The organism is Rhizobium sp. PEPV16, from assembly GCF_008919455.1.
GTDB classification, from domain to species: domain Bacteria; phylum Pseudomonadota; class Alphaproteobacteria; order Rhizobiales; family Rhizobiaceae; genus Rhizobium; species Rhizobium leguminosarum_Q.
Genome location: NZ_VSZV01000197.1, coordinates 1 through 12,179, shown reverse-complemented (window position 1 = coordinate 12,179; position 12,179 = coordinate 1). Strand labels below are relative to the sequence as shown.

Annotated in this window: 15 protein-coding genes; 10 read left to right on the top strand and 5 right to left on the bottom strand. The window is 60.4% G+C overall.

The window, feature by feature from the left end; translation table 11 throughout:
• The coding region (locus tag FY112_RS05440; protein WP_181018161.1) for an anhydro-N-acetylmuramic acid kinase at positions 1 to 375 on the top strand (375 nt) is incomplete at its 5' end.
• The gene (locus FY112_RS05435; protein ID WP_151517906.1) at positions 372 to 902 is read left to right on the top strand and encodes a GNAT family N-acetyltransferase; all 531 of its coding nucleotides are present in this window, start codon (positions 372 to 374) and stop codon (positions 900 to 902) included. The genes FY112_RS05440 and FY112_RS05435, both read left to right, overlap by 4 nt.
• Here FY112_RS05435 and FY112_RS05430 read toward each other — a convergent pair.
• Both FY112_RS05430 and FY112_RS05425 read right to left on the bottom strand, forming a co-directional pair.
• Positions 899 to 2,074, bottom strand: a complete 1,176-nt coding sequence (locus tag FY112_RS05430) for an acyltransferase (protein WP_151517905.1) — start codon at positions 2,072 to 2,074, stop codon at positions 899 to 901. The two genes, FY112_RS05435 and FY112_RS05430, sit on opposite strands and share 4 nt — an antisense overlap.
• Positions 2,075 to 2,217: 143 nt before the next feature.
• Positions 2,218 to 2,895 (bottom strand): alpha/beta hydrolase, encoded by a 678-nt coding sequence (locus FY112_RS05425; protein WP_094085875.1) that lies wholly within the window; start codon positions 2,893 to 2,895, stop codon positions 2,218 to 2,220.
• Between the two features lie 217 nt (positions 2,896 to 3,112).
• Here FY112_RS05425 and FY112_RS05420 point away from each other — a divergent pair, with 217 nt between their 5' ends.
• The 8 genes from FY112_RS05420 to sufA all read left to right on the top strand — a co-directional run bounded on the left by FY112_RS05420 (position 3,113) and on the right by sufA (position 10,360).
• Positions 3,113 to 4,330 carry a cysteine desulfurase family protein gene (locus FY112_RS05420; protein WP_131619854.1) on the top strand — a complete coding sequence of 406 codons (1,218 nt, stop codon included), beginning with the start codon at positions 3,113 to 3,115 and terminating at the stop codon, positions 4,328 to 4,330.
• A gap of 93 nt (positions 4,331 to 4,423) precedes the next feature.
• The gene (sufB, locus tag FY112_RS05415) at positions 4,424 to 5,893 is read left to right on the top strand and encodes a Fe-S cluster assembly protein SufB (protein WP_027667517.1); all 1,470 of its coding nucleotides are present in this window, start codon (positions 4,424 to 4,426) and stop codon (positions 5,891 to 5,893) included.
• The gene (locus tag FY112_RS05410) at positions 5,893 to 6,159 is read left to right on the top strand and encodes a hypothetical protein (RefSeq protein ID WP_017960608.1); all 267 of its coding nucleotides are present in this window, start codon (positions 5,893 to 5,895) and stop codon (positions 6,157 to 6,159) included. The genes sufB and FY112_RS05410 overlap by 1 nt, the downstream gene beginning before the upstream one ends.
• A 12-nt stretch (positions 6,160 to 6,171) precedes the next feature.
• Entirely contained in the window at positions 6,172 to 6,927 is a 756-nt protein-coding gene (gene sufC / locus FY112_RS05405) for a Fe-S cluster assembly ATPase SufC (RefSeq protein WP_025394710.1), read from the top strand.
• Positions 6,928 to 6,952: 25 nt separating this feature from the next.
• Positions 6,953 to 8,227, top strand: coding sequence for a Fe-S cluster assembly protein SufD (sufD, locus tag FY112_RS05400; protein WP_151517904.1), 1,275 nt, complete (start codon positions 6,953 to 6,955; stop codon positions 8,225 to 8,227).
• A gap of 12 nt (positions 8,228 to 8,239) precedes the next feature.
• On the top strand, positions 8,240 to 9,481 hold the full coding sequence (locus FY112_RS05395; protein WP_131629944.1) for a cysteine desulfurase: 1,242 nt from the start codon (positions 8,240 to 8,242) through the stop codon (positions 9,479 to 9,481).
• 12 nt (positions 9,482 to 9,493) lie between these two features.
• Positions 9,494 to 9,874, top strand: a complete 381-nt coding sequence (locus FY112_RS05390) for an SUF system Fe-S cluster assembly protein (protein ID WP_003559708.1) — start codon at positions 9,494 to 9,496, stop codon at positions 9,872 to 9,874.
• 93 nt (positions 9,875 to 9,967) lie between these two features.
• Positions 9,968 to 10,360, top strand: coding sequence for a Fe-S cluster assembly scaffold SufA (gene sufA / locus FY112_RS05385; RefSeq protein WP_131644166.1), 393 nt, complete (start codon positions 9,968 to 9,970; stop codon positions 10,358 to 10,360).
• A gap of 6 nt (positions 10,361 to 10,366) precedes the next feature.
• Here the strand turns inward: sufA and FY112_RS05380 are convergent, their stop codons facing one another.
• From FY112_RS05380 to FY112_RS05370, 3 genes are all read right to left on the bottom strand, one after another.
• The gene (locus FY112_RS05380; protein WP_151517903.1) at positions 10,367 to 10,993 is read right to left on the bottom strand and encodes an alpha/beta fold hydrolase; all 627 of its coding nucleotides are present in this window, start codon (positions 10,991 to 10,993) and stop codon (positions 10,367 to 10,369) included.
• Between the two features lie 83 nt (positions 10,994 to 11,076).
• Positions 11,077 to 11,382, bottom strand: coding sequence for a flagellar basal body protein (locus tag FY112_RS05375; RefSeq protein ID WP_131644164.1), 306 nt, complete (start codon positions 11,380 to 11,382; stop codon positions 11,077 to 11,079).
• A 164-nt stretch (positions 11,383 to 11,546) separates the two neighbouring features.
• Positions 11,547 to 12,179: GH25 family lysozyme (locus FY112_RS05370; protein WP_181018160.1), on the bottom strand; the 633-nt coding region annotated here is incomplete at its 5' end.

The following is a 12,179-nucleotide window of genomic DNA, read 5'->3' as shown; positions in this document are numbered from 1 at the left end:
TCGCTGGACCGTGGCGATTTTGCGCCGCTTCGGCCGGAGGAGGCGGGTCTTGAAGACGGTGCCCGGACGCTGGCGCATGTCGCCGCCGCCTCGATCATCAAATCTGCCGGTTTTCTGCCGGAGACCCCAGCGATCTATATCGTCTGCGGCGGCGGGCGGCTGAACGCCACCCTGATGGCAGAGTTCTCAGTCATGGCCGAAAGGCTGGGCTCGAGGGTGTTGACGGCCGAGGAGGCGGGCTTCGACGGCGATGCGATGGAAGCCGAGGCCTGGGCCTATCTCGCCGTCCGGTCGCTGGACGGGCTGCCGCTGACATTCCCTGGCACGACAGGGGTCGCGGCTCCCGTCAGCGGTGGGGTGCTGGCAACGCCATGACAGAGCAAAGGGTCATACTGAAGACGCCACGGCTTACCTTCGTCATGTGGGACGAAGACGATGCAGCCCTGGTACAGCAGCTGCATTCGACGATGGCGACGACCCGATATCTGTCCGGCAACGTGCCGTGGAGCCTCCAAAAGGCTGAGGAGCGGCTGCGCGGCTGGTTCGAGGAACAGGCAGGCGACGGCACGACCAAATACAAGCTCCTCGCCGAGGACGGCAGCTTCGTCGGCCGTGCGGGGATTTCGAAGTTCAGGAACGAGCAATTCGAACTCGGCTATTCCCTGCGCGAGGAGGCGTGGGGCAAGGGCCTGGCAACGGAAGCGGCGAGCGCGCTTGCCGACTGGTTCTTCGAAAGGAAGTTTGCATCGGGCTTCATCGCCTTCACGCATCCCGAAAACATCGCCTCGCAACGCGTCCTCAGAAAGATCGGCATGCGCGAACGCGCGCCGATCCTGATCGATGGAGTGCTGGACACGGCTTTCGAACTGACCGCCGATATGCGGCCGACGAAAGACCCCTAACTCTTTACGGCGACCGGCCGGACATGGGATTCGCGCCCAGCCTGATGGCCATCCTCGACGCCCCTGACCTGGGCGATAAACGAGAATTTCTTGCGCAGGCCGAGGATCGGCTTCTCGATGAAATGCCAGGACAGCACCGCAACGGCGAGAGCCGATGGCAGGCCGACGAGATAGAGCGCCAGCGCACCATATTTCGGGTAGAGAAAGACCGATGGGAACGAGCTGATCCAGATCTGCAAAAACGGATCATGGTAGAGATAGACGCCGTAGGAATAGTCGCCCTTTCTGAAGAAGGCCGGAATGGGCACCTCAGTCAGGCCGATGAAGACGGTGATGTAAACGAGGGAAGTGATAACCAAAGGCCGATTCAGCACCGACTCCGTCGCTTGGCTATCGAGGGTGAGAATGGCGACGATGCAAATCAGGCAGGCAGCGGCGAACAGCCAGCGGGAATGCGGAATGACCGCTTTGAACTGATAGACGACGATGCCCATCATGAAGGCCGTGATCAGCTGCGAGCCTCGGCTCATGAACAGGAAGCGAGCGACCGGCTTGATCGAGCCGGGCAACAGGTAGGGCATCTTCTGCACGATAAGGCCGATGACGATGTAGGCGATCGTCACCGCCAGCAGCTTATAGCGTGTCTTGACGATGGCGGTGATCATCAGGAACGACATGATGATGTAGCAGAAGATTTCCCAGGGAACCGTCCAGAGAGCGCCGTTGACGCGCTGGCTCGGATTATCCTGGAAGACGCCCGGCAGCTCGTAATGGATCCAGCCGACGATATTCAGGAAGTATTTGAAAAACCGCTGATCGGTAAAATATTCGGAATGATAGACGACCGTAATGATCGGCCCGATGATCAGCGAACAAACGACGATATCGACGGCAAGGGCCGGGACGATGCGCAAGCCTCGGTTGATCAGAAAATTCCGGAGGCTCAGGCGCTGGGCGCTGCCGGCGATCAGAAATCCGCTCAACGCGAAGAACATTGGAACAAGAGCGTATTCAGTGAACCAGAATACTGAGCCCCTGATGAAGGCATTGTTATCGGTTAACAAAAAGGAATGGGTCAATACGATGGAAAAGGCGAGCCCTATTCGAAGGAAATCGAACCCCGGACCAATTCCCCTATACTTATCCAGGACTTCCCCGAACGACTTGGTCATTGCGGACCTCGCTTTTGTTAGGATCGCGAGGACCCTACCGCACTGCAACATGGATTGCAACACGATAGGTGATCTGTTCCGGCACAGCCGGCCCGGTTGTGTTCCGGACCGTCATGGCATTGATGAGGCTGAGATTTTTGGTGTCAGCGAATCCTCTTGGCGGCCGGTTCCGGCACCAGTTCGCCGTTGAGGCGGCGGTCGAGATAATCCTCGCATTCGCCCATCAGCGTTTCCACCTGGCCGTTGAAGAAGTGGTTGGCGTTGGCGACGGTGCGATGGGTAATCAGGATGCCCTTCTGGGACTTCAGCTTTTCTACAAGGCCGTTGACATCCTTCTCAGGCGCCACCTTGTCGGCCTCGCCGTTGATGATCAGGCCGGAGGAGGGGCAGGGCGCCAGGAACGAGAAGTCGTAGGTGTTCGGCTGGGGCGAGATCGACATGAAGCCTTCGATTTCCGGCCGGCGCATCAGGAGCTGCATGCCGATCCAGGAGCCGAAGGAATAACCGGCGACCCAACAGGTTTTGGAATCAGGATGCAGGCTCTGCACCCAGTCGAGCGCCGAGGCGGCATCCGAGAGCTCGCCGGCGCCGTGGTCGAATTCGCCCTGGCTGCGGCCGATTCCCCGGAAATTGAAGCGCAGCGTCGTGAACCCGCGCTTCTGGAACATGTAGAAGAGCTGGTAGACGATCTGATTGTTCATCGTGCCGCCGAACTGCGGATGCGGATGCAGAATCAGGGCGATGGGCGCGCTTTTTTCCTTGGAGGGCTGGTAGCGGCCTTCAAGACGGCCGGCTGGGCCGTTGAAAATAACTTCGGGCATTGGTACTCCGGGTTTTATTTCGCGTTCGCGCTGCGTTGGATGACAACATGACTTGACTAGTGTTGTCAGCTTTTCTAAAACGCAGTTTAGAACAATTCGAAACTTGCATGGCGATCCACGCATCGTGGAACGTGTCATAAGGCAAGCCCGGCGGAAATTTCAAGAAAAATGAACCGCGGCCGCTGAAGCAAGCTCGTCAAGCGCAGGACTGAAGATCATGGCGCCGCCACGCCTTTATCTCGACTGGAATGCCACAGCGCCGCTGCACCCCGCAGCACGCGCGGCGATCATGCGCGCCATCGACGTGTTTGGCAATCCGAACAGCGTGCATGGAGAGGGCCGCGCCGCGCGCGCTGCCATCGAAGGCGCACGACGCAAGGTGGCAGCACTTGCCGGCACCGATGCGGGCAATGTGGTCTTTACCAGCGGCGCGACCGAGGCTGCCAATCTGGTGCTGACGCCGGATTTCCGCATGGGCCGCACGCCGCTTCGCCTTGGCCATCTTTATTTTTCGGCGATCGAGCATCCAGCGGTGCGCGAAGGCGGCCGCTTCGCCAAAGAGAAGATGACGGAAATCCCGGTAACGGAAGCCGGCATCGTCGATCTTGATGCGCTCGGCCGCCTGCTCGATGCGCATGACAAGGCCGCCGGCCTGCCGATGGTCGCCATCATGCTCGTCAATAATGAGACGGGCATCGTCCAGCCGGTCGAGGCGGCGGCTAAGATCGTCCACGCCTATGGCGGGCTCTTCGTCGTCGACGCCGTGCAGGCGGCCGGTCGCATCGCGCTCGATATCAATCGGATCGGCGCGGACTTCATGATCGTTTCCTCGCACAAGATCGGCGGGCCGAAGGGTGCCGGCGCGCTCATTGCGCAGGGCGAGGCACTGATGCCCAGGCCGCTGATCCAGGGCGGCGGGCAGGAGCGGGGTCACCGCTCAGGGACGCAGAATTCGCTGGCGCTGATCGGCTTCGGCGCGGCAGCTGAAGCCGCCGCCGACGAACTCGAGGCGCGCAATGCGGCAATCGGCGCGTTGCGCGAGCGGCTCGAGACCGGCATGCGTGAGGCGGCAGCCGATGTGATGATCCACGGTGAGGGTGGCGAGCGTGTCGCCAATACGATCTTCTTCACCCTGCCGGGGCTGAAGGCCGAGACTGGACAGATCGCCTTCGATCTCGAAGGCGTTGCACTTTCCGCAGGTTCGGCCTGCTCATCGGGTCGCCTTGGCGAAAGCCATGTGCTGACGGCGATGGGACGTGACGCCAAGCTCGGCGCTCTGCGCATCTCGCTCGGCTTTTCGACGACGGAAGAGGATATCGACAGGGCGATTGCGGCTTTCGCAAAGATCGCCAACCGGCGCAGGTCGGCTGGGGAGGCGGCTTGCCCCGTGTCAAAACTTGCGGAAACGCAAATTTCTGCTTGCCAATCGGGCTGAAAAGTCCCTTTTGGCCTCTTACATAAGGGGCAAGACAATTGCCCAAACACTACAAGCTGCCGGACCTTGTATCCGGCGAGATTGGAGAATGAGATGGCTGCCGTGCAGGAAACAATCGACCGGGTGCGCCTGATCGATGTGGATCAGTATAAATACGGTTTCGAGACCGTCATCGAGATGGACAAGGCGCCGAAAGGCCTGTCCGAGGATATCATCCGCTTTATTTCGGCCAAGAAGCAGGAGCCGGAATGGATGCTGGAATGGCGTCTCGAGGCCTATCGGCGCTGGCTGACGCTGGAAGAGCCGACCTGGGCGCGCGTCAACTATCCGAAGATCGATTTCAACGACATCTATTATTACGCCGCGCCGAAGAGCACGCCGGGTCCGAAGTCGCTCGACGAGGTCGATCCGGAGCTGTTGAAGGTCTATGAGAAGCTCGGCATTCCGCTGCGTGAACAGGAGATCCTTGCCGGCGTCGAGAAGCCGAAGATCGCCGTCGACGCCGTTTTCGATAGCGTCTCGGTCGTCACCACCTTCAAGGCAGAGTTGAAGAAGGCCGGCGTGATCTTCATGTCGATCTCGGAAGCCATCCGCGAGTATCCGGAACTGGTGAAGAAGTACCTCGGTTCCGTCGTTCCGACGAGCGACAACTACTATGCGACGCTCAATTCGGCGGTCTTTACCGACGGTTCCTTCGTCTTCGTGCCGAAGGGCGTTCGTTGCCCGATGGAGCTGTCGACCTATTTCCGCATCAACGAGAAGGGCACCGGCCAGTTCGAGCGTACGCTGATCATCGCGGAAGAGGGCGCCTACGTCTCCTATCTCGAAGGCTGCACAGCGCCGCAGCGAGATGAAAACCAGTTGCATGCGGCTGTGGTCGAGCTGGTTGCGCTCGATGATGCCGAGATCAAATATTCGACGGTGCAGAATTGGTATCCGGGCGACAAGAACGGCAAGGGCGGCATCTACAACTTCGTCACCAAGCGCGGCGATTGCCGCGGCGATCGCTCGAAGATTTCGTGGACGCAGGTCGAGACCGGCTCGGCGATCACCTGGAAATATCCGTCCTGCATCCTGCGCGGCGACGACAGCCGCGGCGAATTCTACTCGATCGCCGTTTCGAATGGCCATCAGCAGATCGACAGCGGCACCAAGATGATCCATCTCGGCAAGAACACGTCGAGCCGCATCGTTTCCAAGGGCATCGCCGCCGGCGTTTCCAACAACACCTATCGCGGCCAGGTTTCGGCTCACCGCAAGGCGTCGAATGCCCGCAACTTCACCCAGTGCGATTCGCTGTTGATCGGCGATAAGTGCGGCGCCCATACCGTGCCCTACATCGAGGCGAAGAATTCGACGGCGCAGTTCGAGCATGAAGCCACGACCTCGAAGATCTCCGAGGACCAGCTGTTCTACTGCCTGCAGCGCGGCATCCCGACCGAAGCGGCGATCGCACTGATAGTCAACGGCTTCGTCAAGGAAGTCCTGCAGGAACTGCCGATGGAATTCGCCGTCGAGGCGCAGAAGCTGATCAGCATCTCGCTCGAGGGCTCGGTGGGGTAATGGACGATAAGTCGCCGCTTTGGCAGACGGGCAAACAAAGGCATTGGATAGCAAGTGCTCTGATGTTTTTGTTCTCCACGTCGCTGGCCGGTGTCATCGTGGGAATGTTTGTCGCTTTCGCTAATTGGAATATCGGCAAACTGATCGTCCTTTCGTCTCTTGGCCTGTGTGCCGTTGTGCTGCTGCTTGGTAGAGCAGCCGAACTGGTCGATGAATTGTTAGAATTGATGGAACGCATTTTCCCTGGATGGAAAAGCCCCAAGTGAAAGATCGAGACTATGCTTGAAATCAGAAACCTTCATGCCCGCATCGCCGAGGACGGCACCGAGATTATCCGTGGCTTGAACCTGACGGTGAAGGCCGGCGAAGTCGCCGCGATCATGGGGCCGAACGGCTCCGGCAAGTCGACGCTCTCCTATGTGCTGTCCGGCCGCAGCGACTACGAAGTCACCGAGGGTGACATTCTCTACAATGGCGAGAGCATTCTCGAGCTCGATCCCTCCGAACGCGCCGCCAAGGGCATCTTCCTTGCCTTCCAGTACCCGGTTGAAATTCCGGGCGTCGCCACCATGCAGTTCCTCAAGGTGGCGATGAACGAGCAGCGCAAGGCGCGCGGCGAGGACGAGCTGACGACGCCGGACTTCATGCGCCGCGTCAAGGATGCCGCCGGCAAGCTGCAGATCAATACCGAGATGCTGAAGCGGCCGCTGAACGTCGGCTTCTCCGGCGGCGAGAAGAAGCGCGCCGAGATCCTGCAGATGGCGCTGCTCGAACCGAAGCTCTGCGTGCTCGACGAAACCGATTCCGGGCTCGACATCGATGCGCTGAAGATCGTCGCTGACGGCGTCAACGCGCTGCGTTCGCCGGACCGCGCGGTCGTAGTCATCACCCACTACCAGCGCCTGCTCGACTACATCGTGCCGGATACCGTCCACGTGCTTTACAAGGGCCAGGTGATCAAGTCGGGCGACAAGACACTGGCGCATGAGCTGGAAGCCAACGGCTATGCCGACATCATCGGCACGGCGGCCTGAGTTTCGGGTGGAAAGGACGACGTCCATGAATATGCAGACGACGAGCCGCCTGACTGCGGCCGAGACGGCGCTGATCGAGGCTTTCAACCAGCAGATCGGCGAGCTGCCGGGCAATGGCGCGGTGACGGCACTGCGCGACCGGCTTCTCGACGACCTGAAGAAGGCCGGCCTGCCGACGCGCCGCATCGAGGCCTGGCACTATAGCGACCTCAAGAACCTGCTGCGCACTGTCCCGCAGCAGGCTGGCGATGCCGGCTCGCAGGCTTTGGAGCCGCTCGTTGCCGACTCGACGGTGCTGGCGGTGATCCAGGGCCATTCCAACCAGAAGGCTACGGTCGACGGTCTTGGCGTTTCGGCCTATTCCGAACGTCTGCTTGACGGCTCTGCCGCGGGTGGCCTGGATGCACTCGGTTCTGACGACGCGGTCGGCCGCATCAATGGCAGCTTCGTGCGCGACGGCTATGTCGTTGACGTGCCTGCCGATACCGCGCTTGAAAACCCCCTTGAAATCCAGTTCATCCATGCCGGTGGGCAGACACATACGCGCCTGCCTGTGTCCTTCGGCGCCGGCGTTAAGGCGACCGTCATCGAGCGTCACCGCACGGTGACCGGCGATGCAGCGCTGGTGTCCCATGTCAGCGACATCACGGTTGGCGAAGGCGCCGAACTGACCTGGGTCATCCTGCAGCAGCAGGGGGCTGACGATACGCATCTCGGGCAGATCCGCATCGATCTTCGCGCGGACGCCAAGCTGCGGCTTTTCGTCATCAATGCCGGCGGCAAGCTGGTCTGGCAGGAGCTGCATATCAAGGTGACGGGCGAGGGCGCCGATCTGACCCTGCGCGGCATCAACCTGCTCGGAGCAGAAAGCCATACCGACGTGACGATGATGCTCGGCCATGACGTGCCGAACACCGGCTCGACCGAAGTGATCCGCAACGTCGTCTTCGACCGTGCCAAGGGCGTCTTCCAGGGCATGATCCGAGTGGCGCCCGATGCGCAGAAGACCGATGCCAAGATGGCCTGCAACACGCTGCTGATGTCCGACGACGCAGAATTCTCGGTCAAGCCCGAGCTTGAGATCTTCGCCGATGATGTCCAGTGCGGCCACGGCGCCACGGTGACCGATATCGACGCCAACCATCTCTATTACATGATGGCGCGCGGCATTCCGGAGAACAAGGCGCGGGCGATGCTCGTCAACGCCTTCGTCGCCGAAATCGTCGAGGAACTGGAAGATGAGGACCTGGTCGAGGCGCTGGAAGGCGTGATTTCGGCCTGGCTCGAAAAGCACGCCTGATCGGATATATCAATGGACAAGATAGTGCCGGCCACGCAATACGACGTCGAAGCCATTCGCCGGGATTTCCCGATCCTGGCGGAGAAGGTGTATGGCAAGCCGCTGGTCTATCTCGACAACGGCGCATCCGCGCAGAAGCCGCAGGTGGTGATCGACGCCATCTCGCATGCCTATAGCCATGAATATGCCAATGTGCATCGCGGCCTGCACTATCTCTCGAATGCGGCCACGGACGCCTATGAGGCAGCGCGTGAGAAGGTTCGCCGCTTCCTCAACGCGCCTTCGGTGAACGACATCGTCTTCACCAAGAATTCGACGGAAGCGATCAACACCGTCGCCTATGGCTGGGGCATGCCGAAGATTGGTGAAGGCGACGAGATCGTGCTGACGATCATGGAGCACCATTCCAACATTGTGCCCTGGCACTTCATCCGCGAGCGGCAGGGCGCCAAGCTCGTCTGGGTGCCCGTCGACGACGAGGGCGCTTTCCATATCGAAGATTTCGAGAAAAGCCTGACGGAGCGCACCAAACTCGTCGCCATCACCCATATGTCGAATGCGCTCGGCACGATCGTTCCCGTCAAGGAAGTCTGCCGGATCGCGCACGAACGCGGCATCCCGGTGCTGATCGACGGCAGCCAGGGCGCGGTCCATCTACCTGTCGATGTGCAGGATATCGATTGCGACTGGTACGTCATGACCGGCCATAAGCTCTACGGCCCGTCGGGCATCGGCGTGCTCTACGGCAAGAAGGAGCGGCTTTTCGAGATGCGCCCCTTCCAGGGCGGCGGGGAGATGATCTTCGAAGTCGCCGAGGACGTGGTGACCTATAATGATCCGCCGCATCGCTTCGAGGCCGGCACGCCGCCGATCGTGCAGGCGATCGGGCTGGGTTACGCGCTCGATTATATGGAGAAGATCGGCCGCGAGGCGATCGCCCGGCATGAGGCCGATCTTGCCGCCTATGCGGTCGAGCGGTTGAAATCCGTCAATTCGCTGCGCGTCTTTGGCACGGCGCCCGACAAGGGCAGCATCTTCTCTTTCGAGCTTGCCGGCATCCATGCCCATGACGTCTCGATGGTGATCGACCGGCAAGGTGTTGCGGTCCGGGCCGGCACGCATTGCGCCATGCCGCTCTTGAAACGCTTCGGCGTCACCTCCACATGCCGTGCATCGTTCGGCATGTACAATACCCGCGCCGAGGTCGATGCGCTCGCCGATGCGCTTGAATATGCGCGCAAGTTTTTTGCTTGAGGAGTGTTGGTGATGAGCCTGGACGAAAGCGAACAGAAGATCGACGTGCGCGAAGGCATCGTGCATTCCAGCATTCCGGCCGATGAGCTGGCGCGGCTGAGCGACGACGTTATCAGCGCGCTGAAGACCGTCTACGATCCTGAAATTCCTGCCGACATCTTCGAGCTCGGTCTGATCTACAAGATCGACATCGAGGACGACCGGATGGTGAAGATCATGATGACGCTGACCGCGCCCGGCTGCCCGGTGGCCGGCGAGATGCCCGGCTGGGTCGAAAACGCCGTCGGCGCCGTCGAAGGCGTGTCGGGCGTCGAGGTTGCCATGACCTTCGATCCGCCGTGGACGCCGGATCGCATGTCCGAAGAGGCGCAGGTCGCCGTTGGCTGGTATTGACGTCCCGCGGTATTGATCCGTTTACCTCGGACGACTACATTTGAATGACGATGCACCGGATCTTGACCCCGGTTGCGGAAGGAGAATGAGCCGATGGGCTTTGCAATCATGAGCATGACGGACGGTGCTGCGGCCCGCGTCAAAGCGATCGTCGAGAATTCAGGGCCTGATGCCAAGGGCGTGCGCGTCGGCATCAAGAAGGGCGGCTGCGCCGGGATGGAATACACCATCGATCTGGTGACTGAGCCCAATGCCAAGGACGATCTGATTGAGCGCGACGGTGCCAAAGTCTGGGTCGAGCCGTCGGCAGCTCTCTATCTCCTCGGCACGGAGATGGGGTTCGAGGCGACGACGCTCCGCTCCGGCTTCACCTTCACCAACCCGAACCAGACATCGGCCTGCGGCTGCGGCGAATCCGTCGAGCTGAAGCCCGCCGATCTCGCGGCCCTTGCCGCCCAGCGCCAAAGCGAGCCGGCGCATTCCTGACGTCCTTCAGGCCGGCGGAAAATTTTCCGCCAGCCAACTCATGATAAAATCCGGTTCGCTCTCATCCAGGCCATGGCCCGCCGGGAGCAGTCGCGTCGTGACGCCGGCGCCACTTTCTTCGATCTGATCCCTGACCAGCACAACATCCCCAGGCGCGCGACGCTCGTCGCGTTCGCCGGCGAGTATCAGGACGCGATGGCCTCTCAGGTCGGGAAAATCGGTGGCCGGCGCGGGTGATAACGGTCTGAGCAAGATGGCGCCGGCTGCGGTTTCCGGGCGATGCAGCAGGACCGAAGCTGCCATGATCCCACCATTCGAAAAGCCGAGCAGCACAGGTGGCCGTCTCAGCAGACCGTTCTCCAAGGCCCTCGCCAGGAAATCAGCGAGGTGATGGGTCTCGTTGAAGAGATCGATGTAATCGAGCGTCCGGTCCGGGTTTCGACGAAAGAAGGCAAAGCCTTCCTCCCACTCGACCGCACCCCTGAGCGCCAGATAAGGACGATCCGGCCCGACCTTGTCCGCAAGCCCGATGAGATTGCGTTCATGCATGCCGCTGCCATGCAGCAGCACCAGTGGCGCCGCATCGAGCTCAGCTCTTCCCGTGATGAAAACGAAATCCTGATATTCCGGCATGCATCGATCCCGCATCAATGGCGCGGATCGGCATAGGCCTGATTCGAGACGATTTTATAACAATACCGTCACTTTAGGGGCGCTCAATCGCGCTTGATGCTCATCAGCATTTCCCACATGTCGGCGCCAGTCTCGAAAACCACGGCGTTCGCCTTGTAGCTCTGCTCGGCTTCGATCAGGTCGCTCACTTCGGTGGCCGGATCGACATCCGACGCGGTCGGGCTGACGACGGCCTGAACGCCGCTTGACGCAACGGGGGTGAGGCTGGTGTTCAGCCTGGGATAGCCCGGCGTGCTGCTGTTTGCGATGTTGTTGGCAATTGCGCCGACCCGCGTCGCCTGCGCCCGCATTCCTGAAAGAGCAGTGTTCGTAATGCCGGATATGCTCATCAGCCGTTTCCCTAGAACTGGATGAAATTCTTTTACATGCGAGGGCTTAGAGAATGCTGAAGGCGTTGCGTTAGCAAAGACCTATCTGTTCGCGCATCTTGCCATCCATCTGTTCCGGATTGGCACGGGGATCGAAGGGGGGGCCAAACCATGGAACAGTTTCCCTATCGCGACACCACCCAGTCGTGCCAATCGCTCTCGTCGCCATTGAACACGTTGAGGTCGATCTTGCCGTCGACGCCTTCGGAAAGGCCGGAGCCGGAATACTGCCAGAAGACCCATTTGCGGCCGGGATAGACCTTGGAGGGGTGAGCGGCTACCGAGCGCAGCCAGAAGGGATAATTGAGCAGTTCGCCCTTCAGGTTGTCGCGATAGAAATCCGGCGCGGTGTAGATGATCGGGCGCTGGCCATAATGGCGTTCCACCTTATCCATGAACACCTGCATCTTCTCCAGGACGCGCTTGCGGGAGAGCCTTTGCTTGCAGCTCGATTCACCGTTCCATTCGACGTCGATGACGGGGGGGAGCGCGTTGGCTTCCTTCGGCACATTGCGGATGAACCAATCAGCCTGTTCGCCGCCAGTTCGGCACCAATAGAAGAAGTGATAGGCGCCATGCTTCAGTCCGGCTTCCTTTGCGCGTCGCCAGTTCTTCCTGAACATCGGATCGAGGTGATCGCCGCCGTCGGTCGCCTTTATGTAGACGAAGTTCGCGCCTTGCTTTCGCAAGGTCTCCCAGTCGATCTCACCTTGCCAGCGCGAGACGTCTACGCCATGCACGGCGAGCTTTCTTGGCGA

What these genes read in the sequence shown, in the direction of transcription:
- FY112_RS05395 (WP_131629944.1), top strand. Translation starts at nt 8,240, where the DNA reads ATGGACAAGATAGTGCCGGCCACGCAATACGACGTCGAAGCCATTCGC.
- FY112_RS05420 (WP_131619854.1), top strand. Translation starts at nt 3,113, where the DNA reads ATGGCGCCGCCACGCCTTTATCTCGACTGGAATGCCACAGCGCCGCTG.
- FY112_RS05430 (WP_151517905.1), bottom strand. Translation starts at nt 2,074, where the DNA reads ATGACCAAGTCGTTCGGGGAAGTCCTGGATAAGTATAGGGGAATTGGT.
- FY112_RS05425 (WP_094085875.1), bottom strand. Translation starts at nt 2,895, where the DNA reads ATGCCCGAAGTTATTTTCAACGGCCCAGCCGGCCGTCTTGAAGGCCGC.
- FY112_RS05375 (WP_131644164.1), bottom strand. Translation starts at nt 11,382, where the DNA reads ATGAGCATATCCGGCATTACGAACACTGCTCTTTCAGGAATGCGGGCG.
- FY112_RS05390 (WP_003559708.1), top strand. Translation starts at nt 9,494, where the DNA reads ATGAGCCTGGACGAAAGCGAACAGAAGATCGACGTGCGCGAAGGCATC.
- FY112_RS05435 (WP_151517906.1), top strand. Translation starts at nt 372, where the DNA reads ATGACAGAGCAAAGGGTCATACTGAAGACGCCACGGCTTACCTTCGTC.
- sufB (WP_027667517.1), top strand. Translation starts at nt 4,424, where the DNA reads ATGGCTGCCGTGCAGGAAACAATCGACCGGGTGCGCCTGATCGATGTG.
- sufD (WP_151517904.1), top strand. Translation starts at nt 6,953, where the DNA reads ATGAATATGCAGACGACGAGCCGCCTGACTGCGGCCGAGACGGCGCTG.
- FY112_RS05410 (WP_017960608.1), top strand. Translation starts at nt 5,893, where the DNA reads ATGGACGATAAGTCGCCGCTTTGGCAGACGGGCAAACAAAGGCATTGG.
- sufC (WP_025394710.1), top strand. Translation starts at nt 6,172, where the DNA reads ATGCTTGAAATCAGAAACCTTCATGCCCGCATCGCCGAGGACGGCACC.
- FY112_RS05380 (WP_151517903.1), bottom strand. Translation starts at nt 10,993, where the DNA reads ATGCCGGAATATCAGGATTTCGTTTTCATCACGGGAAGAGCTGAGCTC.
- sufA (WP_131644166.1), top strand. Translation starts at nt 9,968, where the DNA reads ATGGGCTTTGCAATCATGAGCATGACGGACGGTGCTGCGGCCCGCGTC.